Below are 19,972 nucleotides of genomic sequence, written 5' to 3' on the forward strand. Positions count from 1 at the left end.
GACCGACACGCGCCGGACCGGCTGCACACACGGATTCGACTCGCGCACTAGGGTTGTCAGGTGACCGACGAACCACCCCTGCGCCGTCGGGCCGCCGAAAGCCGTACGGGACACGCACCGCACCACCCGCCGTCGGCCCTGCCGGAGCCGGAGGACGCGGGGGACGCCCCGACCGCCGGCGGGCCCGTTCCGCTGACCGCCCCCCGCGACGGCACGCCCCAGCCGGTGGCCACGCCGAGCGAGCTCGACGAGGTCGTGGCCCGTTTCGCGGCGGGCAGCGGCCCGGTCGCCCTGGACGCCGAACGCGCCTCGGGGTACCGCTACAGCCAACGCGCCTACCTCGTGCAGCTGCGCCGTGCCGGCGCCGGCACCGTGCTGATCGACCCGCTGCCGTTGCCCGACCTGACCGCGCTGGACGAGGTGATCGGCCAGGCCGAGTGGGTGCTCCACGCGGCCAGCCAGGATCTGGCGTGCCTGGCGGAGCTGGGTCTGCGCCCGCGCCGGCTCTTCGACACCGAGCTGGCCGCCCGGCTGGCCGGCTTCGAACGGGTCGGGCTGGCCGCGCTGACCGAGCAGCTGCTCGGGTTCAGCCTGGAGAAGCACCATTCGGCCGCCGACTGGTCCAGCCGGCCGCTGCCCGAGTCGTGGCTGACGTACGCGGCGCTGGACGTGGAGATGCTCGTCGACCTGCGCGACGCCCTCGACGCCGAGTTGGCCCGGCAGGGCAAGTCGGAGTGGGCCGCGGAGGAGTTCGCCGCCCTGGTCCGCAACGGCGCCCGGCCGCCCCGGGTACGCGCCGAGCCGTGGCGCCGCACGTCCGGCATCCACCGGGTCCGCGGGGCGCGGGCGCAGGCCCGGGTCCGTTCCCTGTGGTACGCCCGGGACCAGATCGCCGCCCGCCGGGACGCCGCACCGGGCCGGGTGCTGCCGGACTCGGCGATCGTCGCCGCCGCCGAACTGGACCCGAAGGACGAGAAGACCCTGCTCACGCTCCCCGGCTTCGGTGGCCGGTCGGTCCGCCGGCTGGCCCGCACCTGGCTGGCCGCGCTGGACGACGCCCGGCAGTTGCCGGACGACGCGCTGCCGGTCGCGCCGGCGGTGGAGGGTCCCCCACCGCCGCACCGCTGGGCCGAGCGGGATCCGGTGGCGGCGGCCCGGCTGGCCCGGTGCCGGGAGGTGGTGGTCCGCATCGCGGGTTCCCACGACCTGCCGGCGGAGAACCTGATCACCCCGGACTCGATCCGCCGGTTGGCCTGGGTGCCGCCGGAGGAGGTGACCGAGGAGACGGTGGCGGAGACCCTGCGGGGCTTCGGTGCCCGCGAGTGGCAGATCGGCCTGCTGAAGGCCGACCTGACCGGCGCCCTCCACGACCCTCACCCCGCCACCACCCCGACCCACCCGGGTTGATCATGAAGTTGTCGTCCCCGCCCGGCGCGTCGCGACAACAACCTCATGATCGACACGAAGGGGGGCCGTGCGGCGGCGAGAATGTGTCCCGTGCCACACGGGGCCTGCTGACGCGAGTAGTTACCCGCGAGTAGCATCCGGGGGAACACGCCCGTGCAGGCGACCTCATCCGTGCCGTGGTGCCGCCTGTCGGCGCGGTGGCCGGATGATGGTCGAAGAGGAGGCTCAAGTGCCCCGTGAAGTCCGGGATGTCGTCTTCGTCGACGGCGTCCGCACCCCGTTCGGCAAGGCGGGTGGGATGTACTCCAACACCCGCGCCGACGACCTGGTGATCCGCTGCATCCGTGAACTGCTGCGCCGTAACCCGCAGCTGCCGCCGGAGCGGGTCGAGGAGGTGGCCATCGCCGCCACCACCCAGATCGGCGACCAGGGTCTGACCATCGGTCGGACCGCCGCGCTGCTGGCCGGCCTCCCCAAGACCGTTCCCGGCTTCGCCATCGACCGGATGTGCGCCGGCGCGATGACCGCGGTGACCACGGTCGCCGGCGGCATCGCCATGGGCGCGTACGACATCGCCATCGCCGCCGGCGTCGAGCACATGGGCCGCCACCCGATGGGCGAGGGCGTCGACCCCAACCCGCGGATCATCGCGGAGAAGCTGGTCGACCCGTCCGCGCTGGTCATGGGCGCGACCGCGGAGAACCTGCACGACCGGGTCCCGCACATCACCAAGGAGCGCACCGACGCGTTCGCGCTCGCCTCGCAGCAGAAGACCGCGAAGGCGTACGCCAACGGCAAGCTCCAGGGCGACCTGGTGCCGGTCGCGATCCGCGACGAGGAGAACGGCTGGGGCCTGGCCACCACCGACGAGGCCCCCCGGGAGACCTCGCTGGAGAAGCTGGCCACCCTCAAGACCCCGTTCCGCCCGCACGGCAAGGTCACCGCGGGCAACGCGGCCGGCCTGAACGACGGCGCCACCGCCAGCCTGCTGGCGGACGAGGCCACCGCCCGCGAGCTGGGCCTGCCGGTCGCCATGCGGCTGGTGTCGTACGGCTTCGTCGGCGTGGAGCCCGAGGTCATGGGCGTCGGCCCGATCCCGTCGACGGAGAAGGCGCTGCGCATCGCGGGCCTGACCATCGACGACATCGGCCTGTTCGAGCTGAACGAGGCGTTCGCCGTGCAGGTGCTCGCCTTCCTCGACCACTTCGGCATCGCCGACGACGACCCCCGGGTCAACCCGTGGGGCGGTGCGATCGCCATCGGTCACCCGCTCGCCTCCTCGGGCGTACGGCTGATGACCCAGCTCGCCCGGCAGTTCGCCGAGCACCCCGAGGTCCGCTACGGCCTCACCGCCATGTGCATCGGCATCGGCATGGGCGGCACCGTGATCTGGGAGAACCCGCACTGGGAGGGTGGAGACAAGTGAGCCTCGCCGCACCGAACGAGGTCGTGACCCGGGCGCTGCTGCGCCAGGTACGCGTACCGGGCCTGGACCGCCCGGCCGCTCTGATCACCCTGGACAACGGCTTCGACCACACCAAGCCGAACACCTTCGGTCCGGGCGGCCTGACCAGCCTGGACGAGGCGATCACCGCTGCCCTGGCGGCGGACCCGGCGTTCATCGCGGTGACCGGCAAGCCGTACATCTTCTGTGTCGGCGCGGACATCGTCGGCCTGCCGGCCCTCGCGGACCGCGAGCAGGCGCTGGAGATCGGCCGGCTCGGTCACCGGGTCTTCGCCCGGCTCAAGGACAGCACGGTCCCCACGTTCGCCTTCGTCAACGGCGCGGCGATGGGCGGCGGCCTGGAGCTGGCCCTGCACTGCCACTACCGGACGCTGTCCGGCGGCGCGGCGGCGCTGGCGCTGCCCGAGGTCTCGCTCGGGCTGGTCCCCGGCTGGGGTGGCACGCAGCTGCTGCCGAACCTGATCGGCATCCCCGCCGCGACCCAGGTGATCATCCAGAACCCGCTGATGCAGAACAAGATGCTCAAGCCGAAGCAGGCGGCGGAGATGGGCATCGCGGACGTCCTGCTGGAGCCGGCCGACTTCCTGGAGCGGTCCCTGGAGTGGGCCGCCGGTGTCGTGCAGGGCGAGGTCACGGTGACCCGGCCCGAGGTCGACAAGGACATGTGGGCGGGCGTGCTCTACTTCGCCCGGCAGACCCTGGACCAGCGGCTGCACGGTGCGGTCCCGGCCGCGTACAAGGCGCTGGACCTGCTGGAGACGGCGAAGGACGCGGACTTCGCGACGGGCACCGCGGCGGAGGACGAGGCCCTCGCGGACCTGGTCTTCTCCGAGGAGCTGCGCAGCGGCCTGTACGCGTTCGACCTGGTGCAGCGGCGGGCCAAGCGGCCGGCCGGCGCGCCGGACAAGGGCCTCGCCCGACCGGTGACCAAGGTCGGCATCGTCGGCGCCGGCCTGATGGCCAGCCAGCTCGCCCTGCTGTTCGCGCGCCGCCTCCAGGTGCCGGTCGTCATGACCGACCTGGACCAGGCCCGGGTGGACAAGGGTGTCGGCTACGTGCACTCGCAGATCGAGAAGGCCGTCAGCAAGGGCCGGATGGACAAGGGCACCGCGGCCAAGCTGTACGGCCTGGTCAGCGGCTCGGTCGACAAGGGCGTCTTCGCCGACGCCGACTTCGTCATCGAGGCCGTGTTCGAGGACCTGACCGTCAAGAAGCAGGTCTGGGCCGAGCTGGAGAAGATCGTCAAGCCGGAGACCGTGTTGGCGACGAACACCTCGTCGCTCTCGATCACCGCGATGGCCGAGGACCTGGAGCACCCGGAGCGGGTCGTCGGGTTCCACTTCTTCAACCCGGTGGCGGTGCTGCCGCTGCTGGAGATCGTGCGCGGCGAGCGGACCGACGACGCCACCCTCGCGACGGCGTTCGCCGTGAGCAGGCAGCTGAAGAAGTCCAGCGTGCTGGTGAAGGACGCCCCCGCGTTCGTCGTCAACCGGTTGCTCACCCGCTTCCTCGGCACGGTCTTCGCCGCCGTCGACGCCGGCACCCCGCTGGAGGTGGCGAACCGCGCGCTGGACCCGCTGGGCCTGCCGATGCGTCCGCTCGCCCTGCTCCAGCTGGTCGGACCGGCCGTCGCGTACCACGTGGGCGGCACCCTGCACGCCGCCTTCCCGGACCGGTTCGGCGTCAGCGAGAACCTCAAGCGGATCGCCGACTCCGGCCAGCCCATCGTGGCCGACGACGAGATCAACGCCGAGGTGGCGAAGCTGCTCGTGGTCGGCGACCAGCCGCTCACGGAGGAGCAGGTGCGCCAGAACGCGCTCGACGCGCTGGCCCAGGAGATCCGCCTGATGCTCGACGAGGGCGTCGTCGCCGAGGCGCAGGACATCGACCTGTGCATGATCCTCGGTGCCGGCTGGCCGTTCCACCTGGGCGGCGTCACGCCGTACCTGGACCGGACCGGCACCAGCGAGCAGGTCACCGGCCAGCGGTTCCTGCCGCGCGGTGTCGCCAGCCTGCGCGGCTGACCCACCCCGTTCCGCCGCGTTCGCGGTGGTCGCCTACCGTCCCGGGTGACGGTGGCGGCCACCGCGTTCGTCTGTCTCCGGGGAAATACGGGGCAGCGAAACAGGCGGCCGGCTCGCTAGGATCGCCCGTTCGCACACGCCTGGAGCTGATGTCATGTCCTCACCGCCGGTCGACCCCTGGTCGGGGCAACCGGACCAGGGCCAACGCCCCGGTCACCCGCCGTACGGCGGCCCCTCCGGCCCGCCCGCACGCCCGTTCGACCCCGGCGCCCGGCCGCCGGCCGCCCCCTGGCCGGGCGCGCCCCGCCCGGGTGGCCAGCCCGCCCCGACGACGCCCTGGCCGGCCGCGGGGCAGCCGGGCAACCAGCCCACCTCGCCCGGCGCCTGGCCCGGTGCGACCCCGCCGGCCCCGCCGCAGCCGTGGGGCACGCCGGCCCGCCCCGAGGACCAGCCCACCGAGATCCAGCCGCGCATCTCGTCCGGCCGCACGCCCCCGGGCGCCTTCGGCCCGCCGCCGCAGTCCGGCGCGTACCCGGGCGGTCAGCCGTACGCCGGCCAGCCCGGCGCCCACCCCGCCCCTCAGCCGTTCGGTGAACCGTCGTACGACGGCGCCCCGCCGGCGAAGCGGTCCCGGCTCCCCCTGGTCCTGTCGCTGGCCCTGGCCGGGATCCTGGTGCTCTGTCTGGGCGGCGGCGGTCTGGCCTACGTCGCGCTCTCCGGCGACGACGAGCCGGCCCCGGTCGCCTCGTCCGGCGCGACCCCCGGCGCGGCTCCGAGCACCGGCCCGGACGACGCGGGCTCCGCTCCGGCGGAGACCCCGTCCGACGAGGCGAGCGCGGACCCCCGGATCCGGCTGGTCACCCCGAAGAGCCTGGGCGGCCGTCCGAAGAGCACCGACCCCGAGCTGAAGGCCCTGGCGGACCAGATGGTCCGCGACATGAAGTCGACCGTGAGCCGCGAGAGCGGGGCCGTCGGCGCCTTCTACGGCAGCCCGGAGAAGCAGAACATCGTCATGGTGGTCGGCGCGTCCGGCTTCGTCCTCGACCCCGAGAAGGAGTTGAACGACGCGGTCAAGGGGGTCACCACCGACCTGTCGGTCCGGAAGATGGCCACGGTCAGCCCGGGGCCGCTCGGCGGCCTGGCGAAGTGCGGTGACGGCGAGTCCTCCGACGTGCCGCTCGGTGTCTGCGTCTGGGCCGACCAGGGCAGCGTCGGGATGATCGTGATGTTCTTCTCCTCCGGCTCCAAGGCGAAGTCCGAGTTCGTCTCCATCCGGGGCCAGATCGAGAAGCGTTCCTGACACCGTCGCCGGCGGGTCCACGACGGACACCGCCGGCCGCACCCGTTCGCACCCCTGACCTGGAGCTGACCTGACATGACGCAGCCGCCCTACCCCTCCCAGCCGGGAAGCGGAGCGCCCTACGGCGCGTACCCGCCTCGGCAGCCGGACAGCGCCCCGCCGTCCCAGTACGGCGGGCGGCCACCCGCGCCCCAGTACGGCGGCTACCCGTCGGGCCCGCAGCAGCAGGGCGGCTACCCGTCCGGGCCACAGCAGCAGGGCGGCTACCCCTCCGGACCGCAGCAGCAGGGCGGCTACCCCTCCGGACCGCAGCAGCAGGGCGGCTACCCCTCCGGACCGCAGCAGCAGGGCGGCTACCCCTCCGGGCCACAGCAGCAGGGCGGGTACCCCTCCGGACCGCAGCAGCAGGGCGGCTACCCGTCCGGGCCGCAGTACGGCGGCTACCCGCCGGCGGGGTACCAGCAGCCGGCCGGCTATCCGCCGTCGTCATCGGGTGGTTATTCGTCCGCACCGGAGCCCGGCGGCTACCCCTCCGCACCGGAGCCCGGCGGCTACCCTTCCGCCCCGGACAGAGGGGGCTACCCGTCGGGCCCGCAGGCCGGCGGGCCCGGCCAGCCGTACGGCACCCCCGCGTTCACGCCCGCCCCGAAGAAGCGGTCCACCGGCAAGGTCCTGCTGATCGCGCTGCTGGCGGTGCTGGTGCTCTGCGGAGGCGGCGCGGCGGTGGCGGTGGCGCTCGTCGGCGGCGAGGTCAAGGACGCCGTCGACACGGCCACCAAGACCCGGGTGGTCGCGCCGGAGACCCTGGCTGGCCGGCCGAAGGTCACCGACCCGAACCTGCTGGACATCGCGAGGCAGCTCGAGACCACGCTGAACAAGTCGCTTCCAGGGGCGACCAGCACCGTGGGCGCGTTCTACGGGACCCCGGCCAAGAAGGACCTGGTGATGGTCGCGGCGGCCTCGGGGCCGAACGCGGACCCGGGGAAGACGCTGAACGACACGATCGCCGGCGCGAAGCAGAGCGCCGTCGAGGTCGGCCCGATGACCGACGTCGAGGCGGGTCCGCTCGGCGGTGAGGCCAAGTGCGGTGACGCGAAGGCGGCCGAGGTCAACATCGGCCTCTGCATCTGGAGTGACCGAGGCAGCGTCGGCATGATCATGATCTACTTCAAGTCCGGCGCGCAGGTGGCGGACGAGTTGGTGGCCATGCGCGGGCAGATCGAGCAGCAGGGCTGATCGGACCGACCGCCCGGAACGGGCCCCGTCCATCTGGACGGGGCCCGTCGCGTCAGGCGGTCTGCGCCGCCCGCTCGGCGGCGCTGCGTACGACGCAGAACTCGTTGCCCTCCGGGTCGCGGAGCACCACGAAGCCCTGGCCCTGCGGCCCGATGTGGTCGGCCACGTGGACGGCGCCGATCTCCAGGAGGCGGCGTACCTCCTCGTCGCGCGTCCGGTCGGTCGGTTGCAGGTCCAGGTGGACGCGGTTCTTCACCTGCTTGCCCTCCGGCACGGCCAGGAAGAGCACCTCCGGGCCACCGGGAGGCAGCAGCATGGCCTCCGGGTCCCCGGGGAAGTCGTCCGGCTGACGGGGGCACTCGAAGACCTGGGCCCAGAAACCGGCCAGGGCGTACGTGTCATGGCAGTCGATGCTGATGTTGTGGATGCGTGCGCTCACGCTGACTCCTTCGTCGTGGACACCCGCTCCGCCGCGCTGCGCAGGACGCAGAACTCGTTGCCCTCCGGGTCGGCGAGCACCACCCATCCGGTGCCGTCGGCGCGCCGATGATCGCTCACCACCGTGGCGCCGAGGTCGAGCACCCGCTGGACCTCCTCGTCGCGGGTCCGGCCGGCGGGCTCCAGGCAGATGTGCACCCGGTTCTTGACCGCCTTGGTCTCCGCGACCTGCTGGAAGAACACGTTCGGCGCGTCCGGGTGGGTCGTGACGAGGACGGCCTCCGGGTCACCCGGGAGGTCGTCGGCGTGGCGTTCCCGGCCGAGCACCGCCGACCAGAAGCCGGACAGGGCGTAGGTGTCGTGACAGTCGAAACTGACGTTGTGGATCCGTGGATACACGGGGTCTCCTCCTGAGGAGATCAGGGCACCCCGCGTGCGTGAGGTCAGCCTGCGAGGCGGGGTGCGGACAGCATGACGGTGAACATCGACGCACCCCCCTCCTTGATCGGGCTGACGCGATGATCCTCACACCGTCGGGGCGCCCGCCGCAACCCCGTCGCGCGGTCAGCGGGCCGGATCCGGACCCGGCCTGGCGTCGGCGGCCGGCAGCGTCACGGTGACCTCCAGGCCGCCGCCGGGCTGGGCGACGGCGCTGACCGTGCCGCCGTGGGCGTCGCAGACCGCACGCACGATGGAGAGCCCCAGGCCGGAACCCCGGGCACCGGTACGCTCCCGGCCACCGCGCCGGAACGGCTCGAACAGCCCCGGCACGTCGGCCTGGTCCACCTCGAACCCGGTGTTGCCCACCACCAGCCAGGACCGCTGCCCGTCGGAGCCGGTCCGCACCCACAGCCGACCATGCAGGTGGTTGTAGCGGACGGCGTTCTCGACGAGGTTGCCGGCGAGCCGGTCCAGCAGCCCCGGGTCGCCGACGACCGGCGCGCACTCCAGCGAGGTCTGCACGTGCAGCCCGATCCGCTCCACCTCCCGGCGCACGGCGGACAGGGCGTTCGCGGTGCCCTCGGCGAGGTCGAACTCAATGCGCCGGCCCAGCCGACGGCCCGCCTGGGCCTCGCTGCGGGCGAGGATCAGCAGGGCGTCCACGAGGCCGTTGGCGCGTTCGGAGGCGTCCCGGACGACGGTGGCCATCCGCCGGTACTCACCGGTGTCCGCGTCGTCGTCGCTCAGCGTCACGTCGATCTCGGTACGCATCACCGCAAGCGGGGTACGCAGCTCGTGCGACGCGTTGGCGACGAACCGCCTCTGCGCCTCGAAGGCCTCCCCCAGCCGGTCCAGCATGTCGTCGAACGTCTTGGCCAGCTCGGCCACCTCGTCGTCGGCCCCGGAGTAGCCGATCCGCTGGTCCAGCGTGGTCTCCCCGAGCCGCCGGGCGGTCGCCGTCACCTGGTGCAGGGGGCGCAGGGCCCGGCCCACCACGGCGTACGCTCCGGCCACCCCGACGATCCCGACGGCGAGCAGGGCGGCGAGGCCCTTGGCCAGCAGTTCCCGGCCGGCGGCGTCGACGAGTTGCCGCTGCCACTGCGCGGCGTCCAGGGACCGCCCGTCGGCGAGCACCACGGTGGTGCCCGGCAGCAGTTCGTCGGTGGGCCGCAGCGCGTCCCGGACCAGCAGCCAGGCCAGCAGCACCAGGATCGCGCCGGCACCGACCAGCAGGACGCCGTTGAGCAGGGTCAGCCGCAGCCGCAGAGTGGGCCGTAACCGGGAACGCCGGGCCACCGGTTCGACCTCGGCCCGCGCGTTCACGACGGCGTCCCGGCCGTGCGGTAGCCCGCACCGACGACGGTCTCGATCAGCGGCGGTTCGCCGAGCTTGCGGCGCAGGGTCATCACGGTGACCCGGACGATGGTGGTGAACGGGTCGGTGTTGGCGTCCCAGACCCGTTCCAGCAGTTCCTCGCTGGAGACCACCGCGCCCCGCGCCTTGAGCAGCTCGCACAGCACGCCGAACTCCTTGTTGGTCAGGTCGACCGGCTCGCCCCGGCGGGTCGCCACCCGTCGGGCGGGGTCGACCACGAGGTCGGCCAGCTCCAGCACCGGCGGGGCGGGCGGGGTGGCGCGCCGGCCGAGCGCCTGCACCCGGGCCACCAGCTCGTCGAAGGCGAAGGGCTTCGCCAGGTAGTCGTCGGCGCCGAGCTGCAACCCCTCCACCCGGTCGGCGACCGTGCCGCTGGCGGTCAGCATCAGCACCCGGGTGAGCGCGCCGGAGGCGGCCAGGTCCGCGCAGATCTGGTCGCCGTGCACGCCGGGCAGGTCGCGGTCCAGCACGACCACGTCGTACCGCGTGACGAAGGCGGCCTCGTGGCCCGCGTCGCCGTCGTAGGCGACGTCGACCGCCATCCCCCGCTTGCGCAGCCCCCGCGCGATCGCGTCGGCGAGGTTGCGCTCGTCCTCGACCACCAGCACCCGCATCCCGGCCTCCTCCGCCCCTGACCTCCCGACAACCTAGTGCGAGGCGGCAACCGGCCGTCCCCCGCCGTCCCGGCCACCGTTGCACAGAACCTTCGGCGTACGCGATGCTGCCGGCAGTCGTCACCGGCAGGAACGGACGGTCCATGATCAGCACGACGCCCACGACCGGGCGCGACATCACCTACCGGGGTTTCCGGTTCCCCGACAGCCTCGACTCCGGCGTCGCCGAGGGGCTGGAACCGAGCGGGCGGAGCCTGGTGCTCGCCGAGCCGGCCGGCCTCGTGGACCGCACCGGCCCCGACGGCCGGTTGCGCCGCCACGTCGCAGGCCGCTGGACGTCCGCGCCGGTGGAGGCGGGTTTCGCCGTACGCGAGGTGGTGCCCTCGTGGACCGCGGACACCCCCGGCGACAGCTGGCTGCGGGTCGAGGCCCGCGGGTGGGGCGACGACGGGGCCGCCACCGGGTGGTACGTGCTCGCCGACTGGGCCGCCGCCGACCACGCCGTACGCCGCACCTCGGTGCCCGGGCAGCGCGACGGGGTCGCCCGGGTGGACACCGACACGCTCGTGCTGGCCGGCGCGGCGGTCACCGGCTGGCAGCTGCGGGTGACGCTGCTGCGCCCGGAGGACGCCACCGACGGCCCGCTGCTGCACACCGTCGGTGCCGTCGCCTCCGGCACTCATCCCGGCCCCACCGGTCCGACACCGGGTCCGGCCGGTGCTCCGGTCGCCTGGGGCACCGTGCTGGACGTGCCGCGCTACTCGCAGCGGCTGCACGCCGGGGTGCAGGGCTGGGGTGGCGGGGGCGACTCCTGGTGCAGCCCCACCTGCATCTCGATGGTGCTGGCCTACTGGGGCGCCGTCCCGCCCGGGGACCGGTACGCCTGGGTGGACCCGCCCGGTCCCCGCCCGGTGGTGGTGCACGCCGCGCGGCACTGCTTCGACCACGCGTACGGCGGCGCGGGCAACTGGCCGTTCAACACCGCGTACGCCGGCCTGCACGGGGTGGACGCCTTCGTCACGCGGTTGCGCTCGCTCGCCGAGGCGGAGGCGTTCGTCGCGGCCGGCATCCCGTTGGTCGTCTCGGCGGCGTTCCGCGCCGGGCAGGTGCCGGGGCTGGACTACGACACGGCCGGGCACCTGATGGTGCTGGTCGGGTTCACGTCGACCGGCGACCCGGTGCTCAACGACCCGTACGCCCCGGACGACGACGGTGTCCGCCGTACCGTGCCCCGGGGGCCGTTCGAGGCGGCCTGGCAGGCCGGCAGCGGCGGGGTGGCGTACGTGCTCCGCCCGCCCGGGTTTCCCCTGCCCCCGCCGCCGGCCCAGCCGAACTGGTAGCGCGTCGCGTCAGCGGGGCAGTCGCCACAGGCCGACCGTGCCGTCGATCCGGCGGCACACCAGCCGGTCGCGGGCCACCTGGCACTCACCGGCCGCCTCGCGCAGCACGTCGAGGGGGCGCGCCCGGTGCGTCGTCGTGTCCAGCTCCGCGACGAGGAGGCCGCCACCGGGGTACAGCCGGGTCCCCACGAGCCGGCCGCCCGGGCCGTCGGGTCCGGTGATCTCCCACTGTCCCCAGCTGCCGAGGACCCGCCCGGTGGCGGGGTCGAGCAGGACGTACTCCGCGCTCGGACCAGCGGGCCGGTCGAGATCGGTGACCAGCACCCCGCCGAGCTGCCAGAAGCCGTCCCACCGGTCCTCCGTCCACCTCGGAGTGCCGGTCGTCGGGTCGAGCGCCCGCAGCCGCCCCCCTTCGGACTGGACGCAGACCAGCGGGCCGCACGGCGTCGCGTACCGGGCGTCGCCGATCGGCACCCGCCAGCGCCGGTCCAGCCGGTCCAGGCCGTAGGCGGTCACCGTCGGCGGGGTGCCGCCCACGGTGACCAGGAGGTCCCCGACCACCTGAGTGGACCCGTACGGCTGGTCCTCGGGCGACCAGAGGTCGGCGGCGGCCAGCACCGCGCCGGAAGCGGCGTCGCGCACCTCGACCCGTCCCCCGGGGTCGCTGAACACCACCCGGTCCACGTCCTCGTCCGTCGACCGGAAGGAGACCTCCCCGGCCGGTGTGGCGACCCGCCAGCGCAGGGTTCCGCAGCAGGGGTCGACCACCTGCACCGTCCCCCGGTCGGCGCCGCTGCCGAACGTCTGCACCAGCAGACCGTCGCCCGCCCGGGCCACCGCACCGGCGGGGATCCGCCACCGCAACGCGCCCGTCGCCGGGTCGAGGGCCATCGTGCTGGTGCCTGGCCCGTCGGTCTCCTGGCCGGTCAACACCACCGCGTCCGATCCCATCGGGACGGACCAGAGCCGGCCGGCGTCGATCGGCAGCGGCACCCGCCACAGCGGCTCGCCACCGTCCAGCCGGTACGCGGTCACGGTTCGCGCCGTCGGCCGTTCGCCGATCGGGTCGACGACGAGGAGCAGGTCGCCGGCCACGAGCAGGCCGGCGCCGGGTGGGGCCGGTACGGCGGCGGCGACGCGCTCGGCCGGCAGTGTCGCGGCGGTGAGTGTGGCCAGGGCGAACGCCAGGACCGCGAGACACGGCAGCAGCCGGCCGGGCGGGCGGCGGGGAGGACGGCGGGACGGCTCGGGTGGCGGAACGTCGCGCACCTCACCGAGGTCGATCAGCGTCATGCGGCACCACCTTCCTCAGTCGGGCAGCTGCCACACGCCGAACCCACCGCCACGCCGCCGGCACGCCACGGTGGCGTCCACGATCTGGCAGTCACCCGCCGCCTCGCGCAGCGGTTCCCGGCGGATCACGGCCGTCCGCGGGTCCAGTGCGGCCACCAGCACCCCGCCGTCCGGCAACGGCCGCGTAACGGCCAGCGACCCGTCGTCGTGCCAGTTCGCCGTCACCCAGTGCCCGAGGTCGGCGACCTCCCGACCGGAGGTCACGTCGAGTACCAGGGCCTGGAGGGTTCCGGAGGCATGCGGCGGCCCGAGGGCGAGCGCCTGCCGTCCGCGGGTCGGCACGATCCCGGATACGTCCTGCGCCTCCCAGCGCACGTCGCCCGTGGTCGGGTCGAGCGCCCGCACCCCTCCGGTATGCCCCATCGCACAGATCAGGTCCCCGCACGGGACGACACCGTCGGTGAACGACAGCGGTGCCCGCCACCGCGGGCCGAGGTCGTCCAAGCCGTACGCGACGACGACGCCGGTCCCGGCCCCCACCAGCAGGTCACCGACCACCTGGTACCGAAGCTCGCCGAGGGACGCCCCCCGGGGCAGGTCGGCGGAGGCGACGACCGCGCCGCTGCGCGGATCGAGCACCTCGATCGGCCCCTTCTCCCGGACCAGCACGACCGCCTCGATCACCCCGTCGCGCCAGTGGACCTCGAACCCCTCCAGCGGCGACGCCGACCGTGACCACCGCACCGCTCCCGACGACAGGTCGACGCGTCTCAGGACCGACCCGCCCTCCCCGCCGAGGACCTGGACCAGCGCCTGACCGGTGGCGTCATGGAACACGAACCCCGGCTGTCGCCACCGGACCCGCCCGGTCGCGCCGTCCAGGGCGACCGTCTCGATCCCGCTGCCGCCCCCGGCCTCGAGACCGACCAGGACCATGCCGCCCGGGGCGCTCTGCACCCGCCACACCGGGCCGGGAGACGGCATCCGCATGCGCCATCGCGGTTCCGGCCGCTGCGGGCGGCCGGTGGCCCGGTCCGGTAGCGGGTAGGCGATCAGCTCGCCGCCACCCGCCGGTGGCTCGGCGACGAAGAGTGTGTCCTCGCTCAGGAACGCCTGCGCGCCGGCGGTGCCGGGCACGACGGCGTGGACCCGACCGGGTGGCGGCGCGGCGGCGGCGAGCACGGCCAACAGCAGGACGAGCACCAGCCCGACACGCACCGGCCGGCCCACCCCGTGGGGCCGCCGCGACGGCGCCGACGGCTCCACCTCGTCCCGGAGGTCACCGAGGTCGATCAGGGTCATGCGTCCTCCGGCCGGGAGCGACATGGATCACTGCCCGGCAAATCCCACTTATTCCCGCCTGTACGATGACGCGTCGTGGCCGTGCCGGTGATACACCCCTCGCTGACAACCGACTCCGAGCCCGTCGAGGCGCAGCCGACGCGACGGCCCCGTCGACGGCCCGCCCGTGCCGACGTCCTGGCCATCGGAGCGTACGTGCTTCTGGGCGTCCTCGTGTGCCTGCACTACTGGGGGGACGTGCAGAACCGGGTGTCGTCGCACCTGCCCACCGACCACAGCTGGTTCGAATGGCTGTTCGCGCACGGCGCGTACTCGGTGTCGCACCTGGAGAACCCGCTCTTCACCGCCCGTCAGAACGCCCCGGACGGGGTGAACATGATGGCGAACACCTCGCTGCTCGGCGTGACGCTGCCGCTGGCACCGCTGACCCTCCTGCTCGGCCCGCAGGTGATGTACGCGCTCTACCTGGGCGGCGCCCTCGGGGCCACGGCCGGCACCTCGTACTGGGTGCTGTCCCGGCACCTGGTCCGGTCCCGGGCGGCGGCGTTCGTCGGCGGCGCGTTCCTCGGGTTCGCGCCCGGCATCGTGCACCACGCCAACGGCCAGCCCAACTTCGTGTCCAACTTCCTGCTCCCGCTGATCGTGCTGCGGGTGTTCCGGTTGGGCGAGCCGGGACGCTGGCGGCGCAACGGCGTCGTGCTCGGCCTGCTGGTGGCGTACCAGATCTTCATCAACGAGGAGATGCTGCTGCTGACCGCGCTGGCCTGCCTGGTCGCCGTGGTCGCGTACGCCGTGCTCCGCCCGCGTGCGGCGTGGCGGCAGGCCGGCGCCTACGCCGCGGCGCTCGGTCTCGGCGGCGGCCTGGCGCTGCTGCTCACCGCCTACCCCATCTGGTTCCAGTTCAACGGCCCGCAGTCCTACCGGGGCCTGCAGGGCGGCGTGTTCCACAACTGGGGCGAGGACCTGGTGGCGTTCGTGACCTTCCCCCGGGACACCATCGCCGGCGACGAGGCGGTGGAGAAGACCATCGGCCTGACCGAGCAGAACACCTGGTTCGGGTGGCCGCTGGTCGTGGTGTCGATCGTCGCCCTGGTGCTGCTGGTCCGCCGCTCCCTCGTCGCCCGGATCCTCGCCGTGCTGACCGTGGTCTTCACCGTCGCCTCGCTCGGCCCGGTGATCCGCCTGAACGGGGTGGAGACGGAGACCGCCGGCCCGTGGTCGTACATCCCGGACGACCTGCCGCTGGTCGAGATGATGATGCCGACCCGACTGGCCCTGGTGGTGGCGGCCGCCGTCGGCGTGCTGCTCGCCCTGGCGTGGGACGCGGTCGCGGGCGACGGCCGCCCGCCGGTGCCGGCGCCGCGCCGCCCCGGGGACGACGGCCCGGCCCGGGCGAGACGTCCCGACCGCCGGTGGCTCCGCCCGGTCGGGTACGCGGCCATCGCGCTCGCCGTGTTGCCACTGCTTCCGCGCCCGCTGCCGGCGCAGCCCGTCGACCCGCCGCCGCGCTTCATCACCTCGGGCGGCTGGCGCCCGTACGTCCCCGAGGGCCGGACGCTGGTGCCGGTGCCGATCCCCAGTAACGTGCACGGCCTGCCCACGCTGCGCTGGAGCGCGCTGACCCGACAGGAGTTCCCGGTCCCGGGCGGCTACTTCATCGGCCCGAACGAGTTGGGCGAGGGCGTGTTCGGCGCGCCCAACCGGCCGACCAGCACCCTGATCTACTCCACGATGGACCGGAACGCCACGCCGATGGCGATCACCGACTCCAACCGCCGCCAGGCCGTCGAGGACCTGCGGTTCTGGAAGGCGTCCGTGGTGGTCCTCGGCGCCCACCCGCGCGAGGTGGTGCTGCGCGAGCTGATGACCGCCCTGCTCGGCTCCCCGCCCCAGCGCGTCGACGACGTCTGGCTCTGGGACGTACGCCCCCTGGTCGGCTGAGGTGGTCAGTCCACCAGCGGGCGGACGTCCCACACCCACGCGCCGTCGACCGGTCGGCCCGGCCCGAGGAGCGCGTCGACCGTACGCCGGACCGGATCGCCGAGGTGCAGTCCACCCTGGACGACGACTGCGGCGCGCCAGTGCCGCAGGTCCTCGACGGCGGCCCGGCGGTCGGTGTCGGTGACGACCGGCACCTCACCGGTCTCCGCCACCCGGCGCAGCAGCACGGCGGTGGGCCGGTCGGGTGCACCCCACCGGGCGGTCGGATCGTCCGGGGCGCTCGGCCCGATGAAGTAGCCGCCGGGGGCGCGGAACGCCAGCCCGGTCCGCGCCGACCAGAACATCGCCGGGCTCTCCCCCGCCCCGGTCACCGGTGGGACCGCGACGACCGTCCGGCCCGGCGGGACGTACTCCCGCCAGCGGCCGTCGGCGACGGGCGCCGGCACCGGCCACACCGGCACGGTCCGGATCGGCGTGGGCGTCAGCGGGAGCAGCGCGGCCGCGACCGCCCCACCCCACAGCAACCGCACCGGTACGCCGGAGCGCGCGCCGGCGGTGGTGGTGGTGTCGGCGGTGGTGGCCGACCGGACCCGATCCAGCGACAGCGCCACCAGGATGCCCAGCACCGGAATGCACACCAGCGCCAGTCGTGCCGGGACCGCGAGGTCGAGCAGCGGCAGCTCCCCCACCAGCCGGTACGGGCCGGGCACCGACGTGGGAGCGCCGTCGAGGCGTACCCGCGCACCGAGCGAGAGCAGCGCGAAGAGCGCGCCGCAGACGGCGAGCGCGCGGACCAGCGGCCGGCGCCACAGCCAGATCACGACCACCACGGCGAGGATCAGCAGCCCCGGACCGAAGAACGAGTTCTCCTCGGTGGCGTTCGGGGCGAGCAGGCCGGGCAGGTAGCCGTCGCCCAGCACCGTCTGCCGGGCCGAGGCGGTGAACGACGCCAGGTCCAGCTGGTAGCCGTAGGCGTGGAACGGCATCCCCCGGTAGTGGCCGGGGCCGAGGAACTGGAACCAGAGCGGGTACGCCAGCAGCGGCGCCGCCACCGCCGCGCCGACGCCGATGCGGCCGAGCAGGGCGGGTGCCCGCCGACGGGCGGTCCGCGGGTCGGCCACGGCGTACGCCAGGACGAACACGCCCGCGGCGAGGGCCATGAAGAGCAGCACCTCCTCGCCGAGGAACACCTGGTACGTCACCAGAAGGCCGAGCAGCACCCCGTGCCGCAGCACCCGGCCGCTGTCGGGGCGGAACACCAGCGCCAGGATCGGCGGCACCAGGAACTGCGCGGACATGTGCAGGTGCGCACCGGCCTGGGCCACCATCCCGGGTGCGAAGCCGCAGACGAGACCGCCGACGGCCGCCGCTACCCGGGAGTCGACGAGCCGGCTGCGCAGCAGGACGTACCAGGCGGTGGCGGTGCCGGCGAGGCAGGCGACGACGGCCACCAGGAAGGCCACCTGGGAGCCGAGGAGCAGGGTCACCGGGGTGAGCGGCACGCCGAGGCCGAGCACCGAGGTGTTGGCCATCAGGTTCACCCCGTCCGGGGCGTTCAGCGCCGCGCTGTACAGGGGGTTGTCGAGGTCGACCACCGCGCGGGCCGCGCGGGCCAGCATCCACTCGAAGAGGATCTGGTCCCCGGCCTGGTGGAACATCCGGTCCGCACGGCCCCACTGGCCGGAGGCGAGCAGCACCGCCAGGCCGACGTAACCGGCCACCACCAGCGCGTCCGGGGTGTACGTCCGGGCCCGGCCGAGACGGCGGGCCGGCTCGCGGTCCGGAGTGGGCGGCCCGTCGGAGGCGGGGGGCGCGTCGGAGGCGGGGGGCGCGTCGGAGGCGGACGGCGTGGCGGGGGCGGGCGTGGCGGCGGCCATCAGGCCGGTGGGTCGGTCAGCGCCCGGACGTCCCAGACCCAGACGTCCAGCTCCCGGCGGCCGGGACCGACCAACTGGTCGACGGTACGCCGCAGCGGCTCGACCTGGTGCTGGCCGACCGGCAGCACCAGGATCGCCGCCCGCCAATGCCGCAGCTCGTCCAGGGAACGCCGGCGCTGCCGGTCGTCCAGTCGGGGGGTACGCCCCGTCGTGGCGACCTCCTCCAGCAACTGCCCCATCCCGCTGGGCCGCCCACCGAAGCGGCCCGGGTCGCCGGTGTTGCCGTTGCGCGGGGCGAGGAAGTAGCCCCCGGGGATCTTGAAGTCGAGGTTGGCCGAGGCGGCCCAGCGCATTCCGTGCGTGTTGCCCATGCTCGGCACCGGGATCGGCACCAGCGTCTGGTCCGGACCGACGTAGCCGCGCCAGCGGTCGGCGGTGATGAAGGCCGGCACCGCCGGGCGGGACGTCACCGCGAGGGGCATCGGCGCGATCGGCAGCAGCACGAGGACCAGCCCGGCGATGGTGAGCGACCGCAGGGTGGCCGGCGGCACGGGCAGCGTCCGGGACCGCTCGACCGCGTACGCCAGCAGCAGCCCGATGACCACCGTGGTGATCAGCCCGAAGCGGGTCGGCACCACCGCGTCGAGCAGCGGCAGTCGCACCATCCACTCCCACGGCCCGGTGAGCAGATCCCGGTCCCACCAGGAGATCCGTTCGCCGAGTGAGAGCACGGCGAAGAACGCCCCGGTCGCGGCCAGCGCGCGGACCAGGGGTTCCCGGCGCAGCCAGACCACGATGCCCACGGCGACCAGGGAGAGGCTCCAGCCGAAGAAGGCGTTCTCCTCGGAGTAGTTCGGTGCCAGGTTGACGTTGGCCCGCTCGTTGCCGCCCAGCGTCGGCGAGCCGGGGGCGACGAAGGCGGCGATGTCGTTGCCGTAGTTGCGGACCGCGTCGCTGAGCCCGTGGTACGCCATGGGCCCGGCGAACTGGATGTAGAGCGGGTACGCCAGCAGCGCTCCGGCGATCAGCGTGCAGGTGGCCAACGCCTTGCCGAGCGGGCGCCAGGCGGCCGACCACAACGCCGGCCGCTGGACGACGACGGCGATCAGGAAGACCCCGCAGGCCAACGCGGTGAAGAGCAGGATCTCCTCGTTGATGAACGCCTGGACGGTCACCAGCAGGGCCAGCAGCGCACCGTCGGCGTACGGCCGGCGGGACCGGGTGATCACGAGCACGCGCCACACGATGAACGGCAGCAGGAACTGGGAGATGATGTTCGGGTGCCAGTTGGCGTGCGCGAGCATCGCCGGTGAGAATCCGCAGAACCAGCCACCCACGGCCGCCGCGAGCGGACTGCGCACCACGTGCCGGGACAGGACGACGTACCAGGCCGCGGCGGTGCCGGCCAGTGCCAGCGTCACCAGCAGCACGAAGGTCACCGCCGGGCCGAAGAGCAGCGTCACCGGCACCATCGGGATGCCCAGCGCCAGGATGGCCGTGTTGGCCATCAGGTTGACCCCGTCGGGGTAGTTGAACTGGTCGGTGAAGAACGGGAACTCGCCGTGCAGCACGACCCGCACCGAGTGGGCGAGGAAGAACTGCACCTGCGCCGGGTCGCTGCTGTAGAGCGACGCCACCCGGCCGGACGGGTCGGCCCAGTGCTGGCTGGTCACCCAGACCGCGGCGAGCAGGAAGACGCCGAGGACCGTGAGGTCCTGCCGCCGGCGGGTCCCCCGCACGAACCGGCGGAGCCGTGCGCCGATCGGCAGGGTGCCGGGGCCGCCGGGCGTGCGCTGCGCCGTTCCGGCATCGGCCGTGGCGATGGCCGGGCGGCCGTCGAGGGCGGGCGCCGCCGGCGCGGCGGTGGAGGCCGGGCCCGCCGAGGGCGTACGTCCCGGCGCCGTTGCGCCGTCGCTCCCG

Annotated in this window: 15 protein-coding genes; 7 read left to right on the top strand and 8 right to left on the bottom strand. The window is 74.1% G+C overall.

Annotated elements, in window-relative coordinates:
• Positions 1-60 precede the first annotated feature (60 nt).
• The 5 genes from ACIBR0_RS08345 to ACIBR0_RS08365 all read left to right on the top strand — a co-directional run bounded on the left by ACIBR0_RS08345 (position 61) and on the right by ACIBR0_RS08365 (position 7,432).
• Positions 61-1,407, top strand: coding sequence for a ribonuclease D (locus ACIBR0_RS08345; RefSeq protein WP_396713496.1), 1,347 nt, complete (start codon positions 61-63; stop codon positions 1,405-1,407).
• Between the two features lie 229 nt (positions 1,408-1,636).
• Positions 1,637-2,833 (top strand): thiolase family protein, encoded by a 1,197-nt coding sequence (locus ACIBR0_RS08350; protein ID WP_396713498.1) that lies wholly within the window; start codon positions 1,637-1,639, stop codon positions 2,831-2,833.
• Positions 2,830-4,896: a 3-hydroxyacyl-CoA dehydrogenase NAD-binding domain-containing protein gene (locus ACIBR0_RS08355; protein ID WP_396713500.1), complete on the top strand. Its 2,067-nt coding sequence runs from the start codon at positions 2,830-2,832 to the stop codon at positions 4,894-4,896. Before ACIBR0_RS08350 ends, ACIBR0_RS08355 begins: the two co-directional genes overlap by 4 nt.
• A 472-nt stretch (positions 4,897-5,368) precedes the next feature.
• Complete coding sequence (locus tag ACIBR0_RS08360) at positions 5,369-6,196, top strand: hypothetical protein (RefSeq protein WP_396713811.1); 828 nt, start codon at positions 5,369-5,371, stop codon at positions 6,194-6,196.
• A 75-nt stretch (positions 6,197-6,271) separates the two neighbouring features.
• The gene (locus ACIBR0_RS08365; RefSeq protein WP_396713502.1) at positions 6,272-7,432 is read left to right on the top strand and encodes a hypothetical protein; all 1,161 of its coding nucleotides are present in this window, start codon (positions 6,272-6,274) and stop codon (positions 7,430-7,432) included.
• Between the two features lie 52 nt (positions 7,433-7,484).
• Here ACIBR0_RS08365 and ACIBR0_RS08370 read toward each other — a convergent pair whose 3' ends face one another.
• The 4 genes from ACIBR0_RS08370 to ACIBR0_RS08385 all read right to left on the bottom strand — a co-directional run bounded on the left by ACIBR0_RS08370 (position 7,485) and on the right by ACIBR0_RS08385 (position 10,299).
• Positions 7,485-7,871 carry a VOC family protein gene (locus tag ACIBR0_RS08370; RefSeq protein WP_357034615.1) on the bottom strand — a complete coding sequence of 129 codons (387 nt, stop codon included), beginning with the start codon at positions 7,869-7,871 and terminating at the stop codon, positions 7,485-7,487.
• The gene (locus ACIBR0_RS08375) at positions 7,868-8,269 is read right to left on the bottom strand and encodes a VOC family protein (protein ID WP_396713504.1); all 402 of its coding nucleotides are present in this window, start codon (positions 8,267-8,269) and stop codon (positions 7,868-7,870) included. Before ACIBR0_RS08375 ends, ACIBR0_RS08370 begins: the two co-directional genes overlap by 4 nt.
• Before the next feature lie 165 nt (positions 8,270-8,434).
• Positions 8,435-9,607: a sensor histidine kinase gene (locus tag ACIBR0_RS08380; protein ID WP_396713812.1), complete on the bottom strand. Its 1,173-nt coding sequence runs from the start codon at positions 9,605-9,607 to the stop codon at positions 8,435-8,437.
• Between the two features lie 23 nt (positions 9,608-9,630).
• Complete coding sequence (locus ACIBR0_RS08385; RefSeq protein ID WP_396713506.1) at positions 9,631-10,299, bottom strand: response regulator transcription factor; 669 nt, start codon at positions 10,297-10,299, stop codon at positions 9,631-9,633.
• 143 nt (positions 10,300-10,442) lie between these two features.
• On the opposite strand from ACIBR0_RS08385, the gene ACIBR0_RS08390 reads away from it, so the two are divergent.
• Positions 10,443-11,639 (top strand): peptidase C39 family protein, encoded by a 1,197-nt coding sequence (locus ACIBR0_RS08390; RefSeq protein ID WP_396713508.1) that lies wholly within the window; start codon positions 10,443-10,445, stop codon positions 11,637-11,639.
• Positions 11,640-11,648: 9 nt separating this feature from the next.
• Here the strand turns inward: ACIBR0_RS08390 and ACIBR0_RS08395 are convergent, their stop codons facing one another.
• Both ACIBR0_RS08395 and ACIBR0_RS08400 read right to left on the bottom strand, forming a co-directional pair.
• A complete protein-coding gene (locus tag ACIBR0_RS08395) occupies positions 11,649-12,932 on the bottom strand; it encodes a PQQ-binding-like beta-propeller repeat protein (RefSeq protein ID WP_396713510.1) in 1,284 nt (427 codons plus the stop codon).
• A gap of 15 nt (positions 12,933-12,947) precedes the next feature.
• The gene (locus ACIBR0_RS08400; protein ID WP_396713512.1) at positions 12,948-14,234 is read right to left on the bottom strand and encodes a PQQ-binding-like beta-propeller repeat protein; all 1,287 of its coding nucleotides are present in this window, start codon (positions 14,232-14,234) and stop codon (positions 12,948-12,950) included.
• A gap of 75 nt (positions 14,235-14,309) precedes the next feature.
• Between ACIBR0_RS08400 and ACIBR0_RS08405 the strand changes: the two genes are divergently transcribed.
• Positions 14,310-16,175 carry a hypothetical protein gene (locus ACIBR0_RS08405; RefSeq protein WP_396713514.1) on the top strand — a complete coding sequence of 622 codons (1,866 nt, stop codon included), beginning with the start codon at positions 14,310-14,312 and terminating at the stop codon, positions 16,173-16,175.
• 5 nt (positions 16,176-16,180) lie between these two features.
• Here the strand turns inward: ACIBR0_RS08405 and ACIBR0_RS08410 are convergent, their stop codons facing one another.
• The gene (locus ACIBR0_RS08410; protein ID WP_396713516.1) at positions 16,181-18,052 is read right to left on the bottom strand and encodes a hypothetical protein; all 1,872 of its coding nucleotides are present in this window, start codon (positions 18,050-18,052) and stop codon (positions 16,181-16,183) included.
• Positions 18,052-19,821: a hypothetical protein gene (locus ACIBR0_RS08415; protein ID WP_396713814.1), complete on the bottom strand. Its 1,770-nt coding sequence runs from the start codon at positions 19,819-19,821 to the stop codon at positions 18,052-18,054. The genes ACIBR0_RS08410 and ACIBR0_RS08415 overlap by 1 nt, the downstream gene beginning before the upstream one ends.
• Between the last annotated feature and the right edge of the window lie 151 nt (positions 19,822-19,972).

It is taken from the genome of Micromonospora sp. NPDC049497 (assembly GCF_044465805.1).
Taxonomy (GTDB): domain Bacteria; phylum Actinomycetota; class Actinomycetes; order Mycobacteriales; family Micromonosporaceae; genus Micromonospora.